Origin of the sequence: Micromonospora sp. CPCC 205539 (assembly GCF_036906815.1) — a bacterium.
Lineage (GTDB): Bacteria > Actinomycetota > Actinomycetes > Mycobacteriales > Micromonosporaceae > Micromonospora.
The window spans coordinates 131,919-156,404 of record NZ_JBAKHW010000007.1 but is presented as its reverse complement, the minus strand read 5'-3'; the positions used below and the strand labels follow the sequence as shown (position 1 = coordinate 156,404).

The following is a 24,486-nucleotide window of genomic DNA, read 5'->3' as shown; positions in this document are numbered from 1 at the left end:
CGGATGCCCGAGACGGAACTGAGGTGGCAGGCGGCCCGATCAGGCTGGCGGCCCGATGGGTGGTGCCCGCTCGCGGCCGTTATGCCAACTCCGCTGCTTCGCGACGAGATGATGGAGGTCGCGGAGGGGTGAGGGCGAGGCGAACGAGGGGGCAGGCGTGGAGATGCTCATCCTCAGCGGCGTCCTCGCCACCGTCGCCATCGCCGTGACGACCGCGTTCGGCCCGCGCTGGGGAGTGGCCGCCCCACTGCTGCTCGTGCTGATCGGGATCGGCGTCTCCGCTCTCCCCGGCGTCCCGCCGATCGAGGTGGACCCGGAGCTCGTGCTCGCCGGTGTGCTGCCGCCGCTGCTCTACTCCTCGGCGGTCTCCATGCCGGCGATGAACTTCCGGCGTGAGTTCAACGCGATCAGCGGCTTGGCGGTCCTCCTGGTCCTGGTCAGCTCGCTGCTGCTGGGTGCCGTCTTCGCCTGGATCTTCCCGGATCTCGGCTTCGCGTGGGGCGTCGCCCTGGGCGCCATCCTCTCGCCGACGGATGCCGTCGCGGTCACCATCGCCCGTCGCGTCGGGATCTCCTACCGCCTCACCACGATCCTGGAGGGCGAGTCGCTGCTCAACGACGCGACCGCCCTGGTCGTGCTGCGGACCGCCGTAGCGGCCGCCGCCCTCACCTTCTCGTTCTGGCAGGCCGTGGGCCAGTTCCTGTGGTCGGTGCTGGTCGCCGTCGTCGTGGGCGGTCTCATAAGCGCCCTCGTGGTACGCCTACGCGCCCGGATTCCCGACGTCACCGCCTCGACCCTGATCTCGTTCACCGTGCCGTTCCTGGCGGCCGTGCCCGCGGGTCTGCTGCACGGGTCCGGTCTCGTCGCCGCCGTCGTGGCGGGCATCGTCACCGGCCGCTCCGGCCCCCGCCACCTGCCTGCCGACCAGCGGCTCTCGGACGGCAACAACTGGCGGACGGTCGAGCTGTTCCTGGAGGGTGCCATCTTCCTGCTCATGGGGCTGCAGGTGTCCGCCCTCGTGGCCGACGCCAGCGTCGGGCCGACCGGCCTTCCCCTGGTCGCCCTGCTCGCGTTCCTCGCGGTCGTGGTGCTGCTGGCCGTCCGGGCGGCGTACGTCCTCCCGCTCATCGGGCTTCTCCGCTTCGACGCCCACCGGGCGCGCCACTCCCAGTCCGGCCTGCGCGACGCCGTCCAGGCGATCGCCGAGCGCAACGCGGACGCGGTGACGCGCAGCCTCGGCCGCAGGCCGCGCGGTGGCACAGCCGCGGATCGGCGATCCGGACGCCGGATCTCGGAGAGCCGGTGGCATCGCCTGGGCCGGCGGTCCCGGCTGATGCTCAACGACATCGACTACGTGTTGCGGCATCCGCTCTCCTGGCGGGACGGGGTCGTCATGGTCGTGGCCGGGATGCGGGGCGCGGTCACCGTCGCCGCTGCGCAGACGCTGCCGGAGTCCACCGCCCACCGCTCCGACCTCATCCTCCTGGCCTTCATCACCGCCCTGCTGTCCCTGCTCCTCCAGGGCGGCGTACTCGTGCCGCTGGTGCGCTGGGTCCGACCGAGCACCCCGGACGTCGACGAGCAGCGCCGGCAGCGGGCCGCGCTCGAGGCCGACCTGACCGAGGTCACCGTGCCGCAGGGGGAGGGCGAGGACGAACTTCAGCACCGCCTCGCGCTCATCCACGTACGGCGGGATCGGCTGCTGGATCTCCAGGACGAGGGCGTGTACGACGCCACGGTGCTCGAGCAGACGCTCACCTCGCTCGACACCGCCGAGGTCGGTCTGCGGCTGCGGCACCACAACCGGGCGGAGCGGTGATCGCGCCGCCGCCGAGCGTCGTCGGCCCTGGTGGGGGCGACGGTCGGGTTAGGGGGCGTTGAGGCGCGGCAGTACGGGCAGACCGTCCGGTGCCGGCCCCATCGTCGATGGGAAGAATTCCTCGCGGTACGCCTCGGCGGCCAGCCGGAAGCACCACCGACGTCCGGAGTCGCAGAGGTTGTCGAAGGTGGTGCAGATCAGCGCCTGGCTAATCAGGGAGAGTCGGTACTGCGTCCGCCACTCCAGGCGCCAGGCGCCCTCGGCAACGCTCAGCCCGAGCCAATGGGCGGCGTTCACCAATTGATCCAGCAGTCGAGGCAGGGCCGGGCTCGGCTGGCTGACGACCGGGTGGAGCAGTTTGTGAAGGAGTGCCTCGGCCTGCGTCGCAGAAAGGCCGGATCCCTCGGTTGCCAGCCTGAGTGCCACATGGCGCAGAACGGTGGTCAGGAGAAGGCCGACCAGATCTCGGCTGAGCGGCGCCTCCCTCTCGAAGGCGCTGAGGTCGACCAGCCGGAACGCGTCGGGTCGTGGCGCGCCGTCGAGGGGGATGATGATGTTGGCGCCGTGCAGGTCGCCGTGCGCGTACCCCTGGATGTAGTTGATCGTGATGCCCGCAAAGGGTGACTCTGGATCGAGTAGCCGTAGCGGATTCGGAACGACGACGCCATCGATGATCATCCAATCGCTCGATTGGTCGAGCAGACCAGCGTGAGCCACCCGGCGGGGCAGTTCGTCCAAGGCGTCGGCGACAGCCAGTTCGCCCCGGAGGTACGCGCCGACGGTGGTGATGCCGACCGGCCGGTCAATGCGGCCTGCGTCGGCCGGGGTCTGGTTCCAGTCGTTAAGGACCCGGTCCATCACCACGGTGAAGGCCTGCACCAGGAATTCCTCATCGATGTCATTCATGGTGGTCACGGGGCCACCGTCGTGGGCGACCTCCTGGAAGGTCATGATGCGGTCCTCATCGACATCCTGCCTAGCAAAGGGCTGTCGCACCAGATGACGTGCGGCGAAGCTCCTGTTGGACCTGAGCGCCCGCTCATGTCGCGCTGGCTCGCTCGTCTCACGGCCCTGCACCTTGACGATGAGTCGCTGAGTGCTGTTTTCGGACCCCTGGACGTGCCGGCTGAAGATGATGGTGACCAGGTAGGCGTCGGTGTATCCGCGGGTACGCGACGGCCGGACGGGTGCTCGCACCGAGCCACCCTGCAACTCCGCCCAGCGCCTCAGTCGCTTTGTGACCGGCGGGTCCTGTAGGAGGTCATCAAGGCCATCGCTCATGCCCGTCGTCGACCCTCCGTCGGCGCCAGTCAGCTCAGATGCGGCACGCTGTGTTCGGTGGTGGCCAGGAACTGTTAGAGCACCACGAAGGCGTTGGTGCCGATCGTCGCGGTGCGGCCGTCGACCGTTCGACGCCAGGCTATCCATCGCGGGCAAAGGCTGACGCGCTCCGTTACGCGGCGTAGTCAAGTTGACGATATTGCCGGGTCAGCCCGCTACCTGCCGTGAGGTCGTCATCATGACCGGCCTCGGCGGCGGCGGTTCCCACAGAATCTCGCGACCCACGCGCGCCGCCGCCGAGGCCCCGGACGGGAGAGACACGTCAGCACAAGGAAATCCGGCGGCTCGGCGGCGCCCCGCCACCGCGCTGACGTCCGCGGCCTCCGGCGCGTACGAGGAGAACCGTGCGCCGGCAACTGGTTCGACACGGCGTACGGCATCTGCGTCACGGCGTAACAGTCACCGACCCGGTGCCGCCGCCCGCGAACCCCGGGCGGCTGCGCTGTTGGATTGCGCTCTCGATACCGCGATATGGCGTCGGCGGACAGCGGGTGGAAGGGCCCGACCGTAGCGTTCGGCCGGCGGAGATCTGCGGGTCCGACGGGCCGCTCCGCCCTTCGAGGGAGGCGACCATGCGAATGACTGGACACGTGGCGTTGCCGGGGGAGCAGGCCCCGATCACGGTGCACCTCGACCGGTGGCGGGAGGCGTTGCCGCCGGATGCCTGGCCCACCGGCTTCCCGTCGACTGGGCAGGTCTGGCGGCGCGACGTGTTCGCGGTGGCCGACGCGTACCGGGCCGGCTCGGCGAGCGCGCGGCAACTGCTGACCGCCGTGCTGATGTGGGGCTACGGCCCAATCGGGTACGGGCCCTGGCGCGCAGCCAAGTCACTCGCTGGCGACCCGGACGGCGAGCGCCTGACCGGTGCACTCGCGGCGGTGTCGGCGTCCCCGCCAGACGAGGAAGCGCTGCTCACGGCCTACCGCCGCTTCCGCGATCCCCAGCAGGCTCGGCTGCCCTGGTTGGGGCCGGCGTTCTTCACGAAGGTCCTCTACTTCGCTGGCTACCGGCGAGGGGCGGGTGGCGTGCAACCGCTGATCCTCGACCGCGTCGTGGGCGGCCGGCTGCCCGTCGAGGCCGGCGTCACCCGTCGATCCGGGTGGTCGTCGGAGGAGTGGCTTGCCTATCTGCGCTGGGCGGCAGAACAGGCGCAGGCCAGAGGCATCGACCCGGACGCGGTGGAGATGGCGGTCTTCCGCGACCGCTGGCCCCTCGGCGACGACGAAATGGCTACGCCGTAGCGCCGAGGCGAGCGTCGAGGGCGTCGAGGTCGGGGACGAACCAGATGTGCTCGGCCCGGTTGGACTCGTGCACCAGGGCGCGCAGCGCCGAGCTGGCCTCCAGGTGCGCCGAGATGTCACCGACCACGACCAGCCGGAGGTGATAGTTGACGAACTTCTGCATCACCTCGCCGGCGAAGCGCGTGCCCAGCGTAAAGAAGCGCTCGTCGAGCCGGCTGGCTGGCACTGCGACCACCTGCGCACCGGCGAAGGCGGCGCCGATCAGGTCCAGCGCGTCCTGCTCGGTGGCCACCAGAGGGCCGGCCGGGTCGCAGACCAGCACCGGCACCCCGGCGCGGTCCTGGATCTCGTCAGGCATCGTGGACCTCCCGGTCGATCAGGCCGTTGTCGGCGTCGAGTACGGCATCGAGCAGCTGTAGCAACTCGGCGGTGGCGGCGGGCTCGCCGAGAATGATGATCTTCATGCGGTGCCGCTCCTCGTCGTGCACTGTCTGCACTCGGAGCGGGCGTGCGGGGTCGTGGTTGGTGTTGGCGGTGGCCAGCATGAGCGAGCCGAGCCGGTCGGCGGCAACCCGGTCGACGCCGTCGATCTGCACGATGCTCGACACCTCCGCCGACCCGATCGCGGTGGCGGCAGCCCGGGTCTGCCCGGTGAGCGCGTCGAGATCACCAGCGGCGATCCGGTACTGCTTGCCGATCCGCACAGCCCGCAGCCGGCCAGACCGGATGTAGCCGCGCACGGTCCGTACGTGCAGCCCAAGCCGCTCGGCAACCTGCTCGACCGAGTACATGTCTTCCTTCATCGCTCCCTACCGTACCCCCGATAGGGAAGTTTGCGGAAGGATAACGCCTGATCCGTCTACGCCATCAGCTCCAAAGGGCTCAGCTACCTACCTACCGTCAGCGGCGGCCGGCCGTTGTCAGTTCGCTGCGGACTGGAGGGTGTCCGCTACCGGGCGGCGTGCGGCGGCCAGAGCGGGGATGGCGGTGATCGTGGCGACGGCGACGAGAACTCCGAATGCTGTGGTGAGCGCCCAGGCGGCGGGTGGGTATCGCTCGCCGTCGAAGAACAGGTACATCTCGGTGCCGAAGGGGATCCCGGCCGCGACGCCGGGTAGGGCGGGAAGGAGCTGCGCCACCGCCAGGCCCATACCGGCCTGAGCGGGGGTCGCGCCGAGCGCGCGGGCGACCGCCAGCGGGTGCCGGGTGTCGAGAACCGCTGTCCAGGTGCTCACGATGGTGTTGAGCAGCGCGAGGAAGCAGGCCACCCCGGCGACGATGAGCATGGCCTGAAGGGTGCGCTCGTTGCGGGGGTCGGGGAGTTCCGAGTAACCCAGATTCAGCGGATCGTCGTCCTGCGCCAGGATCGTGAGGACGGCGGCGAGCGCGGCCGTGGTGATCAAAGTGTTGACGGTGACAAGCCGAGCACGGTGTGGCCGACGCGCGTTGATGCGTACGCCGATCAGGAGGGCGGTGGGCAGCCGGCGTGACAACCAGATGGCCCACCGCCGACGACGTGGTGGCGTCGGGGCGTCGGCCAACGCGTGGATGGTGCTGGTGGCGGCGGCGCGTAGCACCGGCCCCAGGGTCGCCGCGACGGCGATCGCGAGGGCGAACGCGGTGGCGGCGACCACCACGCGTAGCGGCGGGTTCATGCCGACGGTGCCCACGAATCCGGCGCTGGGGCGGAACAGCAGGGGCGCCGCGAGCCAGCCGGTAGCCAGGCCGGTCCCGGCTGCGGCGAGCCCGATCACGAGGTATTCGGCCAGGTGGACGGCGGCGATCACTCCAGGCCCGGCGCCGACGGCCTTGAGTAATCCGACCCGGCGGCGCCGGGCGATGACTCGGCCCGCGACGATGCCGGCGACGCCGACCACCGCGAGGCCGGTCAGCAACCAACTGCCGACCACCAGGGCGGTCTCCGCCTGCCTGTTCTGCCGACCGCTGCTGTTGGCGATGTCCCGCGCTGACCGGAAGGTCCAGCCGCGGAAGGAGGGATCGTTGCCCGACGGGTCGACGACGGTGGCACCGGCCTGTGGATCGACCAGTTTGAGGTTCAGAGAGTACGACAAGGGCTGATCACCGGCGAGGGTGACGATGTCGCGGTGATCAGCCCAGACCAGGCCGCCCTTTTCCACCAGGTTCCCGCCCGGCATGTGCCAGTGGACCTGCGGGTACACCGGCCTGGCGGCGGTTACCGCGAACCCGGTCACCCGCAGCGGATGATCGTTGACGCTGACCGTGTCACCGGTGCGTAATCCGAGGGCGTCGGCGAAGGTGCGTTCGACGACCACGCCACCGGGGCGTACCCAGGTGCCGTCGGTCACCGCGGGTCGGTCGACGGCCGCCGGTGTGCCGTCGCGGCCCTCGACGATGACCCGGACGGTCGTGTCGCGGGCGGTCAGCGCCAGGAAGGCCAGCGGGTACGGCCCGCTGTGCTCGGTCACGCCGGGCCTGGTCGTCAGCGGGGCGAGCGCGGCCAGGGCCTGCGGCCCGGGGAAGCCCGGTTCCACCACCAGGTCCGGGCCCGCGGTGGCGACCCGGGTCCGCTCGTACGGGCGGGTTACGAGTTCGTTGAGGGTGAGGCCGAGGGTCAACGTCGCGGTCGCGGCGGTGATCGCGACCAGCAGCAACAGGTTCTCGGTCCGGTGCCGACGCAGCCCTCGGGACAGCAGTCGGCAGATGAGCAGCAGGCGGCCCGCCACGTCAGCGCACCCCGGCCTGGAGGGTGTCCGCGACCGGGCGGCGTGCGGCTGCCACGGCCGGGATGGCGGTGAGCATGACGACGGCGAGCGGAACGCCGAGCCCCGCGGTGAGCATCCAGGAGGCGGGGGCGTGCTGGTTGTCGTCGCCGGCGAAGAAGGTCAAGATGCCGAGGAGTAGTCCAGCGGCGACGCCAGGTATCGCGGGCAGGAGCTGCGCCACGGCCAAGCCCGCGCCAGCCTGGGCGGGGGTCGCGCCGAGCACCCGGGTGACCGCCAGCGGGTGCCGGGTGGAGAGGACCGCGGTCCAGGTGCTCACGACTGTGTTGAGCAGCGCCAGGAAACACACCACGCAGACGACGAGGATCATGGCTTGGGTGGTTCGCTCGTCACGGGCGTCCGGCAACTTCGAGTAGCCAAGATCCACCGGGCTGCGCTCCTGCGCCAGAGCCATCAGCGCGGCGGCGAGCGCGGTCGTGGTGATCAGGGTGTTCACCGTGACGAGCCAGGCCCGACGGGGCCGGCGTGCGTTGATGCGTACCCCGATCAGCAGGGCGGTGGGCAGTCGACGGGACAGCGAGATGACCCAGCGTCGGCGGCGCGGCGCCGCGGCGGCATCGGCCAGCGCATGAGTGGTGTCGGTGGCGGCGGCGCGTAGCACCGGCACCAGGGTCGCCGCCACGGCGATCGTCAGGGCGAGCGCGGTGGCCGCGGCCACCATCCGCAGCGGTGGTGGGTGGACGCCGACCGAGCCGAGGAGCCCGGCGGTCGGGCGGAACAGTGGGGGCGCGGCGAGCCAACCGACGGCCAGGCCGGTGCCGGCGGCGGCGAGCGCGATCACGAGGTATTCGGCGAGGTGGACGGCGGCGATCATGGCGGGCCCGGCGCCGACGGCCTTGAGCAGCCCCACCCGACGGCGTTGGCCGATAGCCCGGCCCGCGACGATGCCGGCGACGCCGACCACCGCGAGCGCGGTCAGCAGCCAGCTGCCGATCGTCAGGGCCTGCTGTGCCGGAGCATTCAGCCTGCCGTTGGTCTCGGCGATCTCCTGCCCGGTGCTGAAGCGCCAGCCGCGGAAGCGGGCATCTCCGCCCGACGGATCGATCACCGCGGCACCGGCCTGCGGGTTGGCCAGTCTCAGGTTCACTGTGTACGACAGCGGCTGCTCGCCGGCGAGGGTGGCGATGTCGCCCCGTTCGACCCAGACCAGGCCGCCGCCCTCGGTCAGGATGCTGCCGGGCAGGTGCCACCCAGCGCGCGGGTATGCAGGCCTGGCGGCGGTGACCGCGAACCCGGTCACGCCCAGCGGGTGGCCGTCGACGCTTACCGTGTCGCCGACGCGTACGCCGAGGGCGTCGGCGAAGGTGCGTTCGACGACCACGCCGCCGGGGCGTACCCAGGTGCCGTCGGTCACCGCCGGCCGGTCGACCGCAGCCGGCGTACCGTCGCGGCCCTCGACGACGACCCGTGCGGTCGTGTCACCGGCGGTCAGAGCCAGGAAGGCCAATGGGTACGGCCCACTGTGGTTGGTGACGCCCGGCAGGGTAGTCAGTGGCGCGAGCGCGTCCAGCGAATGCGGTCCGGGTTGTCCCGCCTGCACCACCAGGTCCGGGCCTACGGTGGCGGCCCGGGTCTGCTCGTACGGGCGGGCGACGAGTTCGTGGAGGGTGAGCCCGAGGGTCAGCGTCGCGGTCGCCGCGGTGATCGCGATCAGCAGTAGCAGGGTCTCGGTCCGGTGTCGGCGCAGGTCCCGTACGAGCAGCCGCCATACGAGCAGCAGCCGGCCCGCCACCTCAGCGCACCCCGCCATGAACGCCGACGAGCAGGCTGTCGTCGGCGAACGCGCCGTCCCGCATCGAGATCACCCGGTCGGCGACCGCCGCGATGCGGGCGTCGTGCGTGACCACCACGAGGGTCTGCCCGCTGGTGCGCAGCTCCTCGAACAGCCGCAGTACCTCCAGGGTGGCGGCACTGTCCAGATTGCCGGTCGGCTCGTCGGCGAGAACGACCTGCGGTTCGTTGCTCATCGCGCGGGCGATGGCGACCCGCTGGCGCTGGCCGCCGGACAGGGCCGAGGGCAGGTGCGTGGCGCGGTCGGCCAGCCCGACCTGGTCGAGCAGGTGCAGGGCGCGCCGCCGAGCGCGACCCGGCGACCACCCGGCCAGCAGGGCGGCCATCTCGACGTTCTCCACCGCGGTGAGTTCGTCCATCAGGTGGAAGGACTGGAAGACGAGCCCGATGGTGTCGCGCCGCAGCCGGGCGAGGGCGCGCTCGCTCATCGTGTCGATCCGGCGGTCGGCCAGCCACACCTCGCCGTGGGTGGGGCGTTGCAGCCCGCCCAGCAGGTGCAGCAGGGTGGACTTACCGCAGCCACTCGGCCCCATGATCGCCAACGTCTGCCCGGAGGGCACCTCCAGGTCGACGTCGTCGACCGCGCGCACCAGCGCGTTGTCCCAGCCGTACCACCTGCTCAACCCACGTGTCCGCACCGCCATCAACCCGGTCATTCCCCCGCCTTCCGCCCCGCTCGATCACGCTCGGACCACGTGCGCTCGCACGCCTCCAGCCACTCCAGGTCAGCCCGCAACCGCAACACGACGCCCTCCAACAGCAACCCGGCAACCGGATCCACCGACCGCGCCAACGCCGCGCGTTGCGCGTCGCGCAGCCGGCGCAGCACCTCACGCCGCTGCGCGTCGACCAACGCCACCGGATCGGCCAACCGGGCAGCCGCGGCGGCGACCAGCTTCAGGTGAAACTCCGTGAGGTCCGGCTTTGGCCAGCTCACCTCGGTCAGCCAGCCGGCGACCCGCTGCTGCCCGGCCGGGGTCAACGCGTAGACCCGTCGATCGGGCCGGTCCGGCAGGCCGTCGGCCCGCTCCGAGGTGACCAGGCCGGCCTTTGCCAACCGGGCCAGCGTCACGTAGATCTGCCCCGCGTTCATGGCCTCGCCGAGCGGGCCGAGCGCGCTCCGCATCCGGCTGCGCAGCTCGTACCCATGCGCCGGCTCCTTGGCCAGCATGGCCAACACCACGTCCTGCACTTCGGCACGCCCTCTCGGATGGACCGCTAATAGATAACCGCTAGCTATCGGGCTGTCAAATCTCGACCGCCACCGTCGGAGGGGTCCAGTACCGTCTGGAAGCCATGGACGCGCGGCGCGGCGACGCGATCATCGGGCGGGATCATCCCGCAGGTTTGCTGCGCGCTGAGCTGGACCGTGCCGCCACCAGCCACGGTGGCCTCGTCCTGGTCACCGGCGAGCCGGGCATCGGCAAGACGACCCTTGTCACGGCGGCAGCGCGGGAAGCCCGACAGCGTGGCGCGCTGGTGCTCGGCGCCGCCTGCTGGGATTCCGACAGCGCCCCCGGCTACTGGCCGTGGGTGCAGGTGCTGCGCGGCCTGCGGCGCTCCGTCGACGACTGGGCACTGACACGGCAGGCCGCGGAGCCCGCCCTGGCGGCCCTGCTCGACGGGGCGAACGCCAGCAACAACGAGCAGGCCGGTCGCAACGTCAACTGGGCCGGCGTCGACACGGGTGGCGACATCGCCGACCGGGAGGCGTTCACGCTGTACGACGCGGTGACCGCCGCGCTGGTCGCGGTCTCCCAGCACCGGCCGGTCGTGGTCGTCCTCGACGACCTGCACTGGGCCGACCCGGCCTCGCTACGGCTGCTGAGCTTCGCCGCCCAGCACACCTGGTTCGAGCGGTTGTTGCTGATCGGCACCTACCGCGACGCCGAGGTCGAGTCGGGGGAGCACCCGCTGCGCCCGTTGCTGATGCCGCTGGTCGCGAAGGCCACCACCATTACCCTCACCGGCCTCTCCCGCGACGAGGTGGCCGCCCTGATGACCCGCACCGCCGGGCGGGAGCCCGACGCCGGCCTCGTCGACGAGGTGCACCGGCGCACCGGCGGCAACCCGTTCTTCGTCGAGCAGACCGCCCGGCTCTGGCACGCCGACGACGCGGCCGACACGATCGCACCCGGCGTACGGGAAGCGGTGCGCCGCCGGCTGGCCCAACTGCCCCCGGCCGTGGTCGAGTCGCTCACCGTCGCCGCCGTGCTGGGTCGCGAGTTCCACCGTCAGGTCCTCGCGGCCTGCGTGGCGGCTCCGGTGGCGCAGGTCGACCGGCTGCTCGATCGTGCCGTGACCGCCCGGCTGGTGGTTGCCCGCGGCGGTGGTCGATTCGCGTTCGCCCACGACCTGGTCCGCGAGACCCTCTACGACGGTCTGAGCGACGACGACCGGCAGGCCCGGCACGGCACCGTCGTCCGGGCGGTCGACGACCTGCGGGAACTCACCGACCGGCTGATCCCCGCCGACCTCGCCCGCCACGCCTACCTCGCCGGCCCAACACTCGACCAGGCCCAGGTGGCTGCGCTGCTGGTCGCCGCCGGCCGGGACGCGTTCGCCCGGCTGGCCACCGACGAGGCTGCGGTGCACTTCCGCCGGGCGTTGGAGGTCGTCGAGGACCGGGCGCAACGAGTACGGATCCTCGTCGAGTTCGGGGAGGCGCAATACCACCACGCCGGCCGGGACGAGGCCGCGAAACTACTCACCGAGGCCGGGACGCTGGCGCGCACACTCGACGATCCTGCGTTGCTGGCCCGCGTCGCGCTCATCGTCAACCGCGCCCGCCAGGTGGAGATCGCCCACTCGGTCGAGGCGGCTGAGCTCGTGCGCGAGGCGTACCGGCGGCTGATCGACGAACCGGACGTCGACGCGTCGGTTGGCAGGCTGATCGCCGACCTGATCACCGCCACCGAGACGATCGCCCGTCGAAAGCAGGACGATGAGGCGCTCACCTTCAGCCTCTGGGCCCGCCACGACACCACCTGGGGGCTGGGCACCGCGGCGGCCCGAGCCGCGCTGACCGCCGAGATCCGGGACGTGGCCCGCGGGAGGGGAGACCGGGAGACCGAGCTGTGGGCCACCTCGCTACGTTGGGTGGCGCTGCTGGAGTTGGGCGACCCCCGCTTCATCGAGGAGTTCACCACCTTCGTCAGCGTGGATCGGCAGCTCGATTTCGCCCGACACCGGATGGCGGTGGCCGTCGACAGCGGGATCATCGCGGCCTTCCGGGGTGACTTCGCAGAGGCTGACGAGCGGTTCACCGATCTCACCGACGTCGCCGACCCGAGCCATGCCGAGTTCGGGTTCATGGGCCACCACCTGCGCTGGTCTCGGCTCGTGCTGCAGGGTCGGTTCACCGAGGCCGACACCCTGCTGGACGCGCTGACCCCGATCGACTACCCCTACCGGGAGTTGCTGCGGGCGATCATCGCGGCAGAGCGCGGCAGCGACGAGACGGCGATCCAACTAACCAGCGGCATCGAGGCCACCACCACCCACTACCCGCGTCCGGTGTCGCCGCTCTGGCTGCGGTTACGCGCGCAGGCTGCCGCCGCGTCCCGTGACCCGCAGCGCTGCGACGCCGCGCGGGCCGCGCTCGCCCCGCACCGCGGGGAGTGGGCGGTGGCACTCTTCGGCTGCGACATCAGCGGCCCGGTGGACCACTGGCTGGCAACCCTCGACGCGGCCCAGGATCGTTGGGACGACGCCATCGCCGGCTTTACAGCCGCTCGCGATTCCGCCGACCGGCTGGGCTCCCGCCCCTGGTCACTCATCGCCCGCGCCGGCCTGGCCAACGCACTCGCCAGTCGTGGGCACCCGGCCGACGCCGCGACGCTGGCCGCGCTGCGCGCCACCACCATCCGGGAAGCAACCGCTCTCGGCATGACGCAGGTGCTTCACCGGCTCGCCGACCCGACCCCCATGGAGCCCGCCGCACCGGCCCAGGCCGCAGCCGGGTTGGGCCACGCCGTCGCGCCTGGCGCGGCCGCGGGGCCGGGCCGGGCTGTCGGGTCGGCGCAAGCTTTCGGGTCAGGCCAGCTCGCCGCGCCCGGCCAGGTCGCGCCGGTCACGCAGTCGATCCAGGAGTACGAGTTCCGGCGCGACGGGCCGGTCTGGCAGCTCGCCTACGCCGGCGCGGTCGTGCACCTGCCCGACGCCAAGGGGTTGCACGACCTGCACCTGCTGCTCAGTCGACCGGGTAGTGACGTGCCGGCGGTGGAGTTGCTCGATCCGGCGGCCGGGCCGGAGCTGGTCGCCGCCCGTCGGATGGGTGGCGACCCGGTGCTCGACGATGAGGCGAAGGCCCGCTACCGGCGGCACCTGGCCCGCCTCGACGAGGAGATCGACCGGGCCGCAGCGCGCGACGATGACCGGAAGGTCGCCGTGCTGGATGCCGAGCGCAGCGCGCTACTCGACGAGCTGCGCGCCGCGGCGGGGCTGGCCGGCCGCAGCCGCCGACTGGGTGACGAGGCCGAGCGGGCCCGCAAGACGGTGACCGCGCGGATCCGGGACACGCTGCGCAAGGTCGGCGAGCGCCACCCGGCGCTCGCCGGCCACCTGCGCGAGGCCGTGTCGACCGGCAGCACCTGTCGCTACCTGCCGCCCGAGCCGCTGCCCTGGCGCCTCTGACACTGACACGAGGTCGGTGATGTCGGGCTATCACCAACGTCGGGACACCCCGACATCGCCGACCTCGCGTCGCGGTAGGAGGGGTCAGCGGCGGTTGTAGCGGTACATGGTCAGCGTGCCGAAGATGACCACGAACCCGATGCTCCACACCAGCAGCCACATCATGCTGGACGGGTCCGACTCACCGGCCATCACCGAGCGGACCGCGGCCACCAACTGCGTCACCGGGTTGACCTTCACGAACGCCTGGAGCCAGCCGGGCATGGTGCTCGGCTCGACGAAGACGTTGCTCAGGAACGTCAGCGGGAACAGCACCATCATGCTGACCCCCATCACCGACTTCTCGCTGCGCAGGATCAGCCCGAAGAACGTCCACACCCAGGAGAACGCGAACGAGAAGATCACCAGCAACCCGATCCCGGCGGCCACGCCGGCCACCCCGCCGGCGGGCCGGAAGCCGAGTGCCAGCCCCACGCCGAGGATCACCAGGGCGGCGAGGATGTACCGCAGCACGTCACCGAAGATCATGCCGACCAGGGCGGCCGGTCGCCAGACGGGCAGCGTCCGGAACCGGTCGAAGATGCCCTTCTCGATGTCGGTGTTGAGCCCGACGCCGGTGTACATGGTGATCATCACGACGCTGGTCACCATGATGCCGGGCAGGAAGAACTGCAGGTAGTCGCGGGGGCTGTCGGCGAGGGCGCCACCGAACAGGTACGTGAACATCAGCACCATGATGATCGGGAACGCGGTCACGTCGAAGAGCTGCTCCGGCACGTGCTTGATCTTCAGCAGGGCTCGCCAGCCGAAGGTGAGGGACGCGCCCAGCGCGCTCGGCCGGGACGGTCGGGCACCGGGCGCGAGCACGGTCGCCAGTGCCTCGGCGGACGGGACGTAGACGGACGGCGCCCGTTCGGTCGTGGTCGTGGCGTTGCTCATCGGGCTGCCTCCAGCTGCTCGTCCCGCTCGTCGGCGGGTACGGCGGGGTGGTCGGTCAGGGCCAGGAAGACCTCGTCCAGGCTCGGCTGACCGAGTGAGAAGTCGTCGACGAGGATGCCGGCGCTGGCCAGGTCACCGAGCGCGCGGGCGGCCTGAGCGCTGGCGTCGAGGTCGCTGCCGGCCTCGCCGACCCGGGCGGTCAACGACACCGGATCGGCGTCGAGCTGCACCGGTACGTCCAGCGCCTTGCGGAGCACCTGTTCGGCCTGGGGCCGCTGCCCGGGGTCGCGCAGCCGCAGGTGGACGGTGCCCGAGCCGACCGACGACTTCAGCTCGCCCGGGGTGCCCTCCGCGATCACCCGGCCGTGGTCGACGACCGCGATCCGGCCGGCGAGTTGGTCGGCCTCGTCCAGATACTGCGTGGTGAGCAGCACCGTCGTGCCGTGGGCCACCACGGCCCGGATGATCTCCCACACCTGGTTGCGGCTGCGCGGGTCGAGACCGGTCGTCGGCTCGTCGAGGAAGAGCAGGTCAGGCGTGTTGAGGATGCTGGCCGCGATGTCGATGCGCCGCCGCATCCCACCCGAATACTTCTTCACCTGGCGGTCGCTCGCCTCGGTCAGCCCGAACGCGGCGAGCAGGGCCGCCGCGCGCTCGCGAGCGGCCGGCTTGCGCAGGCCGAGCAGGCGGCCGAGGAGCACCAGGTTCTCCGTACCGGTCAGGTCCTCGTCCACAGAGGCGTACTGGCCGGTGAGGCTGACCCGGGCCCGGACCTTGTCGGCCTCGGTGACCACGTCGTGCCCGAAGACTCGCGCCGCGCCGCCGTCGGGCCGCAGCAACGTCGCGAGCACCCGGACCGCCGTGGTCTTGCCCGCCCCGTTGGGGCCGAGCAGGCCGTAGACGGTGCCGGCGGGCACCTGTAGGTCGATCCCGGCCAGCGCTCGCGTGTCCCCGAAGGAGCGGGTGAGCCCTTCGGCCTCGATGGCCAGGCCGGTGGCGCGTCTACTCATGATCCTTAACCTCTCGTCAGACGTGTTCAGGAGACGTAGGGCCGGGCGGCGCGACCGTCGCGCAGCGCCAGCCCCCACCAGCGGAGTTGGTCGAGGAGGACGCTGGTGTCGCGGCACAGTTCGTCGGCGCCGAGCGCCGAAGGCTCGCCGCCGAGCAGGTCGATCCCGACGACGTCGCGCACGGTCATCGCGTGCAGAGCGGTGAAGACCGTGCGGAGCTGGTCGACCGCGTGCAGGCCGGTGGAGCCGCAGCCGTACGACACGAAGCCGACCGGCTTGGCCTGCCACTCGTCGTACGCGTAGTCGATCGCCTGTTTCAACGGGGCCGGGAAGCTGTGGTTGTACTCGGGGGTGACCACGACGAACCCGTCCGCGCGGCCCACCTCGCGGACGAACGCCCGGATGGACGCGGTCGGCTCGGCGGGATAGCTGGTCGGAAAGTCGTACTCGGTGAGGTCAACGACCGTCACCGCGAGGTCGTCGTGCCGCTCGACCTGGTCGACGAACCAGCGGGCCACCCGGTCGCCGGCCCGCCCCTCCCGGGTGCTGCCGATGATCACGGCGATCCTGAGCGGTGTCATCGTTCCCCCCTCCGGCCTCTCGGTCCCACCCGACAGGCGCGAGAGGGCGGCCGGCGGCCCGCTAGATCCGATCTAGCGGGCCGCCGGCCGAATGTCGGTGGCATCGGCTTGACTGGGGCCGACGAACAGGGGACGGCATGGCACAGGTCCGCATCGAGCCGTGGAGCGAGGACGACCTCGACCTGCTGCGGCAGCTCAACACACCAGAGACCCGGCGGCACACCGGCGGCCCGGAGACCGACGAGCAGGTGCTCGCCCGGCACGACAAGTACGTGCACTTCGCCGAGACCGGGCAGGGCTGCATGTTCACCCTGGTGCTGACGGACGACACGCGGGTGGGCAGCGTCGGCTACTGGGCTCGTGAGTGGCGCGAGCAGCCGGTGTACGAGCTGGGCTGGGCGGTGCTGCCGGCGTACCGGGGGCAGGGGCTGGCCACCGTCGCGGTGCGTGCGACGGTCGACGTGGCCCGCGCCCGACGGACCCGCCGCTACGCGCACGCCTACCCCTCGGTCGGCAACCCCGCCTCGAACGCGGTGTGCCGCAAGGCCGGGTTCACGCTGCTCGGCGAGACGGGTTTCGAGTACCCGCCGGGGCAGATGATGCGCGCCAACGACTGGCAGATCGACCTGACCGCCCCGCCGGCCGAGAGCTGACGCCGGCGGGGCGGCCGACTGTCGTGCCGTTCACCAGGTGGTGTCGAGGCGGTGCCGCTGCTCGGCGGTCAACTCCAGGTCCACCGCGGCCAGGCTCTCGTCGAGCTGGGCCACCGAGGACGCGCCCACCAGCGGGATCGACGGCACGTCGCCGCCCAGCAACCAGGCGAGCACCACCTGGTTGACCGTCGCGCCGGTCTGCCCGGCCACCTCGCGCAGCACAGCCAGCCGGGGCGGCGCGCTCGGCATGTCGTACTCGGCGCCCAGCGGCTTGTCCGCCCGGGTGAACGCCCCCTTCAACAGCGGCGAGTACGCCACCAGGGTCAGCTCCGGCTCGGCACGCAGGTAGCTGAGCAGGTCGCCGCCGGCGGCACCCGGATCGCCGTCCGGGTCCAGCTGACGGGTCACATCGGTGCGCCGGGGCAGGTAGCTGTGGTGGTACTGGAGCACCTCGTACCCCGGCAGGCCGGCTGCGGCGGCCAGCGCGCGCGCCCGCTCCACCCGCCAGGCACGGTGGTTGCTCGCGCCCAGCAGGCCCACCGTGCCCTCGGCGACCAGCTCGGCGAAGCCCTCGACGGTCTCCGTCAACGGCACCGTCCGGTCCTCGATGTGGGCGTAGAGCAGGTCCAACCGCTCCACGCCGAGCCGGTCCCGGCTGCGCTCCGCCGAATCGCGGATCACCTTCGCCGACAGGCCCTCCGCGTTGTCGAGGTAGCTGGTCCCCGGGGCGAGCGGGCGGGCACCCAGCTTGGTGGCGATGACGATCTCGGCGCCGACGCCCCGGCTGCGCCGCCACCGGCCGAGCAACTCCTCGCTCTGGCCGCCCTGGCCGCCGTCCACCCAGAAGGCGTAGTTGTCCGAGGTGTCGATGAAGGTGCCGCCGGCCTCGACATACCGATCGAGGATCGCGTACGAGGTGGCCTCGTCGGTGGCGCTGCCGAAGAGCATCGCGCCCAGGCTGAGCACGCTCACCTCACGCCGGGTAGCCGGGTCGGTGCCGATCGTGCGATACCGCATGGGATCTCCTCTCGTGCGCCCCAACCGGTGGGCGCCCGGGTGCCACCCTGCCGGTTGGAGTGCACTCGAGGTCAAGCTCGCCGAGACATGCGCCGCCGGACGGGCGGACTCAGGTCGATGGCTCAGCTCGGGAGGTAGTCGAAGGTGTCCGGGTGGGCACCCTGCCGGCCGGCCTCGCCCTTGTCCAGGCTGGTGAGGCGCTCCATCGCCGCGTCGTCGAGCTCGAAGTCGAAGATCCGGGTGTTCTCCTCGATCCGCTTCGGGGTCTTCGACTTCGGGAAGACGATGTCGCCGCGCTGCACGTGCCAGCGCAGCACCACCTGCGCCGGGGTCCGGCCGAGCTGCTGGGCGAGGTCGGTCACCGTCGGGTCGCCCAGCACCTTGCCCTGGGCGATCGGCGACCACGCCTCGGTGAGGATGTTGTGCGCGGTGCCATAGGCGCGGACCTCGTCGTTCGTGAAGTACGGGTGCGCCTCGATCTGGTTGACCGCCGGCACCACGTCCGACTCGGCGGCCAGCCGCTCCAGGTGCGGCACCTGGAAGTTCGACACGCCGATCGAGCGGGCCCGGCCGTCGCGCTGGAACTCCTCGAGCACCTTCCAGGTGGAGACGAAGTCGCCGTCGTACAGGGTCGGCAGCGGCCAGTGGATCAGGAACAGGTCGATGTAGTCCATCTTCAGCGCGGACAGGGTCGAGTCGAACGCCTTGCGGGCGTCGTCCGGGCGGTGGAAGGCGTTGCTCAGCTTGCTGGTGACGTAGACCGCGTCCCGGTCGAGGCCGGACACGCGCACGGCCTCGCCCACCTCGGCCTCGTTGCCGTACATCTCGGCGGTGTCAACGTGCCGGTAGCCCGCCTCGAAAGCCGTGGTCACCGCCGTGACGGTGTCCTTCGGCTCGATCTGGAACACCCCGAAGCCGAGCTGCGGAATGGTGTTGCCGTCGTTCAGGCTGATATCAGGAATCGTGTTCGCCACTGCGGCTCCTTCGCGTCTTGGTCGTGCCACCTGTCTTCCATACCCGGGCGGTTGGCCGATTCACCGCCGAAACCGGGGTGACGAGCGCAACGCCGCAGCGGTCACCCGGTCGAGTCGAACAGCACCGGCCAGGGTCGCTCCGCCGGCAGCGAGGTCGACGCGGCCGGCGCGGGGTCGGCTCCGGCCAGCACCTCGGCGGCGAGTTGCCCGAACATCGGCGCCGCCGGATGCGCCGACCGGTCCGGCCACGCCGCCGAGGTGCGCTTCGCCAGCGGAGCGTCGGCGATCGGCCGCCAGGCGATCCGGGGCTCCCGACGGGCCACCGTCGCCGGTTCCACGGCCACCGACCCGCCGGCCAGCACCAGACCGAAGAGGAACTCCGGGTTGCGCGCCGGCCGCACCCGCGCCGGCCGGTAGCCGTGCTGTCCGCACACCGCCAGCAGGTGGTCGTGCCAGCCGGGCGCGGTGGCCCGGGGCGCGGCCACCAGGTCGAGGCCGGCCAGCGCGGCGAGCGGCAGCTCCCGGTCGCGGGCCAGCGGCGAGGTGCGCGGCAGCAACACCCCCAGGGGTACGTCGACCGGGGCGCCGAACCGCAGCCCGTCCTCCGGCACCGGGTGGTGCACCAACCCCACGTCCAACGTCCGCTCGGTGAGCATCCGCACCTGCTCGCCGCTGGTCAGCTCGTGCAGCTCCACGTCCAGCCCCGGTGCCCGCTCGGTGAGCGCGTCCAGCAGCGTGCGCAGGGTCACGGCGGGCGTCTCCGGCGGCACCCCGGCCCGCAGCACGCCCAGCGCACCCGCGCGGACCTGCCCCATCAGGTTGCGTAGCCGTCCCTCGCCGGCCAACAGCTCCTCCGCCTCGCCGAGCAGCAGCTCACCGGCCGTGGTGAGCGCCACCTGGCGGCGGGACCGGTCGAACAGCTCCACCGTCAGCTCGCGTTCGAGTCGCTGGATCGACTGGCTGAGCGGCGGCTGGGCCATCCCGAGCTGCTCGGCGGCTCGCCCGAAGTGCAGCTCATGGGCGACCACCACGAAGTGCCGCAGGTGTCGGAGCAGGTCCACGGCCGGACCCTACGCCAGCGCCGGCACCGTGCCGGTGGATACCGTGCCGGGGTGGACGTGAGGGAACGTATCGAGGGCATCTTCGCCGACGTCGGGCTGACCGCCAGCCTGCACGTCGTCGACCTGGACGCCGTGGACCTGAACGCCGACGGTTCGGTCGATGCGGGCCGGGAGGTGGCCGTACGGGCCGACGAGCAGGTGGTGATCGCCTCGATCTTCAAAGTCGTGCTGGTGCTCGAGTTCGCCCGGCAGGTCGTCGCCGGGCAACTGGACCCGACCGAGCGGGTCCTGGTCACCGCCGACGACAGGCTCGGCGGGTGGGGGCTGGCCGGCTGCACCGACGACGCCGAGGTGTCGCTGCGCGACCTCGCGTACTTCGCGATGTCGGTGACCGACAACACCGCCGCCGACCTGCTGCTGCGCCGGGTCGGCCCGGACCTCCTGCCGATGCTCGCCGTCGAGCTGGGGCTGACCCGTACCCACCTGCGCGAAGGCCCCCGGGGCCTGGTCGAGTCGATGCTCGCCGACGTGGGCGCGCGTACCGAAGCGGAGTTCGCCCGGATCTTTCCCACCCTGCCGGCGGAGCGTGTGTGGGCCATGCGGGTCTTCGACCCGTCGCGGACCACCTCCAGCACGGCGCGGGACATCACTCGGCTGCTCACGCTGATCTGGCGGGACGAGGCCGGGCCGGCGGAGGCCTGCGCGATGGTCCGCGCCTGGATGGCCCAGCAGATCTTCTGGACCCGGCTGGCCGCCGGGTTCCCGCCCGGCGTACGGGTGTCCGGCAAGACCGGCACGTTGCCCGGTCTGCACATGGAGGCCGGGGTCGCCGAGTACCCCGACGGCGGCCGGTACGCCATCGCCGTCTTCGCCCGCTCCGACCAACTGGCCCCGCGCCGGATCGAGGTGGATCTGGCGCTGGGGCACGCCGCCCGGACGGCCGTCGAGGCGCTGCGCGGCACCTGATTTTGCGCCGCCCGAGTCGCCGGGGCGCGGGCGTTGAGCTGGCCCGATATGCGCAGACGTATCGGAGTCGGCGGCATTGGATCTTGGACCTGGGCCGGTGGGCGCTGCTTGGCTCGTCCCGACCGGTCACCCGGCCGGTCACCCGACCACGGGGAGTAGATCCGCATGCCCAGTCTCGACCGTCGTCGTTTCCTGCGCGACGCCGCCGCCACCACCGCCCTGGTATCCGCCGGTGGCCTCGCCGCCACCTCCGCCTCGGCCCAGGCCGCGCCGCTGGCCGCCGCCGCCGCGCCCGCCGCCGCGCCCACCACCCGGCGCAAGGGCGCGGTGAGTTTCCGCTGGTGGGGTACGGCCGGCTGGCGCGTCGACATCGGGGACCGCACGGTGCTGGTCGACCCGTTCCTCAGCCGGATCGACACCGGCCTGTTCACCGGCGAGTTCAAGCCGGCGACCAAGTTGACCGTGCGCCCCGACGTGATCGACCCGCGGGTCGACCGGGCCATGACGATCCTGGTCACGCACACCCACTGGGACCACTTCATGGACGTGCCGTACATCGCCGGCCGGACCGGGGCCCGGGTGTTCGGCACGCTGACCGCGTACCACCTGGGGTTGGCCTACAAGGTGCCGTCGACGCAGCTCAGCTCGGTGAAGGGTGGGGAGGTGCTGGACTTCGGCGACCACTCCATCGAGGTGGTCGGCTCGCTGCACAGCCGCAACCCTTCGTACTCCCTGGCCTTCCCCGGGGTGCGGGTGACCCAGCCGGCGCTGCCGGCGACCATCGCCGACCTGCCGGAGGGGGACACGCTGGGCTACCTGATGCGGGTCGACGGGGGTCCGTCGGTCTACTTCACCGGCGCCAGTGACGTCGCCGAGCGGAACCTCAGCGGTCTGGCACCGGACGTCGCCATGGTGGCCCTGCAGAACGCCACCACGACCGGCGACTATCTGCCCCGGCTGCTGAAGGGCCTGGACTACCCGAAGGTCGTGGTGCCGGTGCACTGGGACAACTTCGAGACGGCACTGCAGAACCCGCCGACGGTCGCCGAGACCGACCGCAAGCGGCTCGACGAGATGATCGCCGCGGTGCGCCGGATCTCGCCGCGCAGCAAGGTGCTGGTGCCCGAGTACGAGACCGCGTACCACTTCTGACCGGCTCGGGCGAGCGGTCGTGGCGCTACCGCCGCGGCCGCTCGCCGGGTCAGCCGGCAGCCAGGTCGGTGAGGGCGCGCACCGACTTCCAGTTGCGGGTGGTGCCCACCACGCCGAGTTTCTTCTCCAGGTACGCGTTGGTGAACTTCGACCGCCCGTAGCCGCCCTCGGGAAAGTGCAGGTAGACCTCGCGCCCGGTGACCGTGAAGGCCACGTTCTCACCACCGGGCACGGCGAGCGCGTCCACCGCGGCCCGCTTCGGCGCGGTGGCGAGGAAGGCCACCAGCAGCCTCGTCGGGTCGTCCTGCTGCCCGGCGTACGGGTTGCCGCCGGCCACCGCCGCCAGCTCCCGGGCGCTGCGCACCAGCACCGGTACGGTCAACCCCAGCTCGTCGGCGAGCGCCCGCTCGATGCCGCCGGCCAGCTTGTCCGCATCCTGCACCGAGCTGTCGAACGCCACGTTGCCGCTCTGCAGGTACGTCTTGACGCCGTCATGCCCGAGGTCGGTGACCAGCCGGCGCAGGTCGGCCATCGCGAGGCGGGTGGTGCCGACGTTGACCCCGCGCAGCAGGGCGACGTACCTGGTCATACGGTCCTCCTCGGGTGCCGGGCCGGCCCGGTCAGCCTAGAGCGGTCGGGCCCGGAACGCCCGGCCCGACCAGCCCCGTTTCGTACGCGACGATCACGAGCTGCGCCCGGTCGCGGACGGCCAGTTTGGTCAGCAGCCGCCCGACGTGCGTCTTGACCGTGGCCAGGCTGAGACTGAGGTGCGCCGCCAGCTCCGCGTTGGACAGACCTCGGGCGATCAGCGCGAGCACCTCCCGTTCCCGGTCGGTCACCCCGTCCAGCCTGCGCGGTAACGGCCGTGCCGGCTCCGGTCGCCGGGCGAACTCGTCGATGAGCCGGCGGGTCACCGTCGGCGCCAGCAACCCCTCACCCGAGGCGACCACCCGGATGCCGGCCAGCAGCTCCGCCGGTGGGGTGTCCTTGAGCAGGAAGCCGCTGGCCCCGGCGCGCAGCGCGCCGTAGACGTACTCGTCGAGGTCGAACGTGGTCAGGATGAGCACACGGGTACCCGCCGTCGCCGGGTCGGCGCAGATCCGTCGGGTCGCCTCGATGCCGTCCATCTCTGGCATCCGTACGTCCATCAGCACCACGTCCGGCCGGTGCCGGGCGGTCAGCGCGACGGCCTCGACACCGGTGCCGGCCTCGCCGACGGTGGTGCAGTCCGGGGTCAGGTCGACGAGCAGCCGGAAACTGCCGCGCAGCAGCGCCTGATCGTCGGCGATCAACACCCGGATCACGGGACAGCCCGGTACGGCAGGCGGGCGGACACCGCGAAGCCTCCATCGGCGCGCGGTCCAGCTCGCAACTCTCCACCGTGCAACGCCACCCGCTCACGCATCCCGATCAGCCCGTGCCCTTCCCCGGCGAGCAGCACCGGCCGTCGGCCATCGTCGGTCACCTGCACCCGTACCTCGTCTGCCGTCACGGTCACCGTCGCCCAGCAGGCGGCCGGTGCCGCGTGCTTCACCACGTTGGTCACGGCCTCCTGCACGATCCGGTACGCGGCAACGCCGACCGACTCCGGCACCGGGCCGGCCGGCTCCTCCCGCTGCACGTCGAGCCGCACGTCGACGCCACCGATGGCCGCCCGTTCGGCGAGCCCGGGCAGCTCGTCCAGCCCGGGTGCCGGCGCGTACGGGGTGCCCTCGCGCAGCACGCCGAGCACTCGGCGGACGTCGGTCAGGGCGTTCCGGCCGGTCTCCTCGATGACCCGCAGCGCGTTGCCGGCCTCGCGGGGGTCCGCCTCGGCGACGTGGTTGGCGACGGCCGCCTTCACCACGATGAGGCTCAGCGTGTGCGCCACCACGTCGTGCAGCTCCCGGGCCACGCGCAGCCGCTCCTCTGTGGTGGCCTGGCGGACCAGGTGGTCACTCTGATGGGCGGCGAGCGCGCGTCGCTCTCGGATCAGCCAGCCGATCAACCACGCCGGCGCGATCATGACGAGGGCGTAGACGACCGCGCCGGTCCGCGACCAGAGGTCACCCGCGGTCAGCACCAGGGCGACGCTCACCACGGCGAGACAGCCCGCGGCGCAGAGGATCGACCGGCGCGTGGCCGTCGACACGGCCACCGTGTAGAAGGACAGGCCGATGGCGAACGCCGGTGCGGCGGCGGCGAAGTTGGGAATCACGCCGGTGACCAGCGTCCCGCTGGTGATGCAGCTGATCACGACGGCGACGGTGACGGGCCACCGTCGCCGGACGGCCAACGGCAGCCCGAGGGCCATCCCGACGAGCACGGAGACCCAGAGCGGCTCGTGTACGCCACCGTGCAGCGGCGACTCGAGCGCCGCGTACGGGCAGAGCAGTCCGCCGACGGCGACGGCCAGCACGGCGTCCACGGCGTACAGATCCACCGGTCGCAGCCGCCGGGTCAACAGGAGAGCGGTCACCGTAGGAACGGTATCCGTCGGGCGGGGCGACGGCGTCCACCCGCAGGAGGTCATTCCCGAGGATGACGTGCGGCCGGGTCCGGGCA

The 24,486-nt window shown here is 71.8% G+C and carries 22 protein-coding genes; 6 read left to right on the top strand and 16 right to left on the bottom strand.

What is annotated here, in order from left to right; translation table 11 throughout:
• Positions 1-163 precede the first annotated feature (163 nt).
• Positions 164-1,819 carry a cation:proton antiporter gene (locus tag V6V47_RS08900; protein WP_334627716.1) on the top strand — a complete coding sequence of 552 codons (1,656 nt, stop codon included), beginning with the start codon at positions 164-166 and terminating at the stop codon, positions 1,817-1,819.
• A 48-nt stretch (positions 1,820-1,867) separates the two neighbouring features.
• Here V6V47_RS08900 and V6V47_RS08895 read toward each other — a convergent pair whose 3' ends face one another.
• A complete protein-coding gene (locus V6V47_RS08895; protein WP_334627600.1) occupies positions 1,868-3,016 on the bottom strand; it encodes a hypothetical protein in 1,149 nt (382 codons plus the stop codon).
• Positions 3,017-3,732: 716 nt separating this feature from the next.
• Here V6V47_RS08895 and V6V47_RS08890 point away from each other — a divergent pair.
• Complete coding sequence (locus V6V47_RS08890; protein ID WP_334627599.1) at positions 3,733-4,401, top strand: 8-oxoguanine DNA glycosylase OGG fold protein; 669 nt, start codon at positions 3,733-3,735, stop codon at positions 4,399-4,401.
• Here V6V47_RS08890 and V6V47_RS08885 read toward each other — a convergent pair.
• The 6 genes from V6V47_RS08885 to V6V47_RS08860 all read right to left on the bottom strand — a co-directional run bounded on the left by V6V47_RS08885 (position 4,391) and on the right by V6V47_RS08860 (position 10,146).
• Complete coding sequence (locus V6V47_RS08885) at positions 4,391-4,759, bottom strand: DUF4180 domain-containing protein (protein WP_334627598.1); 369 nt, start codon at positions 4,757-4,759, stop codon at positions 4,391-4,393. The two genes, V6V47_RS08890 and V6V47_RS08885, sit on opposite strands and share 11 nt — an antisense overlap.
• The gene (locus V6V47_RS08880) at positions 4,752-5,204 is read right to left on the bottom strand and encodes a helix-turn-helix domain-containing protein (RefSeq protein WP_334627597.1); all 453 of its coding nucleotides are present in this window, start codon (positions 5,202-5,204) and stop codon (positions 4,752-4,754) included. Before V6V47_RS08880 ends, V6V47_RS08885 begins: the two co-directional genes overlap by 8 nt.
• Before the next feature lie 117 nt (positions 5,205-5,321).
• Positions 5,322-7,106: an ABC transporter permease gene (locus V6V47_RS08875; protein WP_334627596.1), complete on the bottom strand. Its 1,785-nt coding sequence runs from the start codon at positions 7,104-7,106 to the stop codon at positions 5,322-5,324.
• Position 7,107: 1 nt separating this feature from the next.
• Complete coding sequence (locus V6V47_RS08870; RefSeq protein ID WP_334627595.1) at positions 7,108-8,895, bottom strand: FtsX-like permease family protein; 1,788 nt, start codon at positions 8,893-8,895, stop codon at positions 7,108-7,110.
• Position 8,896: 1 nt separating this feature from the next.
• Positions 8,897-9,610 (bottom strand): ABC transporter ATP-binding protein, encoded by a 714-nt coding sequence (locus tag V6V47_RS08865; RefSeq protein WP_334627594.1) that lies wholly within the window; start codon positions 9,608-9,610, stop codon positions 8,897-8,899.
• The gene (locus V6V47_RS08860) at positions 9,607-10,146 is read right to left on the bottom strand and encodes a PadR family transcriptional regulator (protein WP_334627593.1); all 540 of its coding nucleotides are present in this window, start codon (positions 10,144-10,146) and stop codon (positions 9,607-9,609) included. The genes V6V47_RS08865 and V6V47_RS08860 overlap by 4 nt, the downstream gene beginning before the upstream one ends.
• 104 nt (positions 10,147-10,250) lie before the next feature.
• Here V6V47_RS08860 and V6V47_RS08855 point away from each other — a divergent pair, with 104 nt between their 5' ends.
• Entirely contained in the window at positions 10,251-13,589 is a 3,339-nt protein-coding gene (locus V6V47_RS08855; RefSeq protein ID WP_334627592.1) for an ATP-binding protein, read from the top strand.
• Between the two features lie 84 nt (positions 13,590-13,673).
• On the opposite strand, the gene V6V47_RS08850 is transcribed toward V6V47_RS08855, so the two are convergent.
• The 3 genes from V6V47_RS08850 to V6V47_RS08840 are packed head-to-tail and all read right to left on the bottom strand — an operon-like array spanning position 13,674 to position 16,119.
• Positions 13,674-14,528, bottom strand: a complete 855-nt coding sequence (locus V6V47_RS08850; protein ID WP_334627591.1) for an ABC transporter permease — start codon at positions 14,526-14,528, stop codon at positions 13,674-13,676.
• Positions 14,525-15,538, bottom strand: coding sequence for an ATP-binding cassette domain-containing protein (locus V6V47_RS08845; RefSeq protein WP_334627590.1), 1,014 nt, complete (start codon positions 15,536-15,538; stop codon positions 14,525-14,527). The genes V6V47_RS08850 and V6V47_RS08845 overlap by 4 nt, the downstream gene beginning before the upstream one ends.
• A gap of 26 nt (positions 15,539-15,564) precedes the next feature.
• Positions 15,565-16,119 (bottom strand): NADPH-dependent FMN reductase, encoded by a 555-nt coding sequence (locus V6V47_RS08840; RefSeq protein ID WP_334627589.1) that lies wholly within the window; start codon positions 16,117-16,119, stop codon positions 15,565-15,567.
• A 137-nt stretch (positions 16,120-16,256) separates the two neighbouring features.
• Between V6V47_RS08840 and V6V47_RS08835 the strand changes: the two genes are divergently transcribed.
• Positions 16,257-16,772, top strand: a complete 516-nt coding sequence (locus tag V6V47_RS08835) for a GNAT family N-acetyltransferase (protein WP_334627588.1) — start codon at positions 16,257-16,259, stop codon at positions 16,770-16,772.
• Between the two features lie 30 nt (positions 16,773-16,802).
• Here V6V47_RS08835 and V6V47_RS08830 read toward each other — a convergent pair whose 3' ends face one another.
• The 3 genes from V6V47_RS08830 to V6V47_RS08820 form a co-directional block, all read right to left on the bottom strand.
• The gene (locus V6V47_RS08830; RefSeq protein WP_334627587.1) at positions 16,803-17,789 is read right to left on the bottom strand and encodes an aldo/keto reductase; all 987 of its coding nucleotides are present in this window, start codon (positions 17,787-17,789) and stop codon (positions 16,803-16,805) included.
• Between the two features lie 122 nt (positions 17,790-17,911).
• Positions 17,912-18,763: an aldo/keto reductase gene (locus V6V47_RS08825; RefSeq protein WP_334627586.1), complete on the bottom strand. Its 852-nt coding sequence runs from the start codon at positions 18,761-18,763 to the stop codon at positions 17,912-17,914.
• Between the two features lie 101 nt (positions 18,764-18,864).
• Positions 18,865-19,824 carry a LysR family transcriptional regulator gene (locus V6V47_RS08820; protein ID WP_334627585.1) on the bottom strand — a complete coding sequence of 320 codons (960 nt, stop codon included), beginning with the start codon at positions 19,822-19,824 and terminating at the stop codon, positions 18,865-18,867.
• Positions 19,825-19,881: 57 nt separating this feature from the next.
• On the opposite strand from V6V47_RS08820, the gene V6V47_RS08815 reads away from it, so the two are divergent.
• Both V6V47_RS08815 and V6V47_RS08810 read left to right on the top strand, forming a co-directional pair.
• A complete protein-coding gene (locus V6V47_RS08815) occupies positions 19,882-20,790 on the top strand; it encodes a serine hydrolase (RefSeq protein WP_334627584.1) in 909 nt (302 codons plus the stop codon).
• 165 nt (positions 20,791-20,955) lie between these two features.
• Positions 20,956-21,942, top strand: coding sequence for an MBL fold metallo-hydrolase (locus V6V47_RS08810; RefSeq protein ID WP_334627583.1), 987 nt, complete (start codon positions 20,956-20,958; stop codon positions 21,940-21,942).
• A gap of 49 nt (positions 21,943-21,991) precedes the next feature.
• On the opposite strand, the gene V6V47_RS08805 is transcribed toward V6V47_RS08810, so the two are convergent.
• Genes V6V47_RS08805 through V6V47_RS08795 form a run of 3 tightly spaced genes read right to left on the bottom strand, consistent with a single transcriptional unit; the run spans position 21,992 to position 24,400 of the window.
• Positions 21,992-22,531, bottom strand: a complete 540-nt coding sequence (locus V6V47_RS08805; RefSeq protein WP_334627582.1) for a DUF1697 domain-containing protein — start codon at positions 22,529-22,531, stop codon at positions 21,992-21,994.
• A 31-nt stretch (positions 22,532-22,562) separates the two neighbouring features.
• The gene (locus V6V47_RS08800) at positions 22,563-23,246 is read right to left on the bottom strand and encodes a response regulator transcription factor (protein ID WP_334627581.1); all 684 of its coding nucleotides are present in this window, start codon (positions 23,244-23,246) and stop codon (positions 22,563-22,565) included.
• On the bottom strand, positions 23,243-24,400 hold the full coding sequence (locus V6V47_RS08795) for a sensor histidine kinase (RefSeq protein WP_334627580.1): 1,158 nt from the start codon (positions 24,398-24,400) through the stop codon (positions 23,243-23,245). The genes V6V47_RS08800 and V6V47_RS08795 overlap by 4 nt, the downstream gene beginning before the upstream one ends.
• Positions 24,401-24,486: the final 86 nt, after the last annotated feature.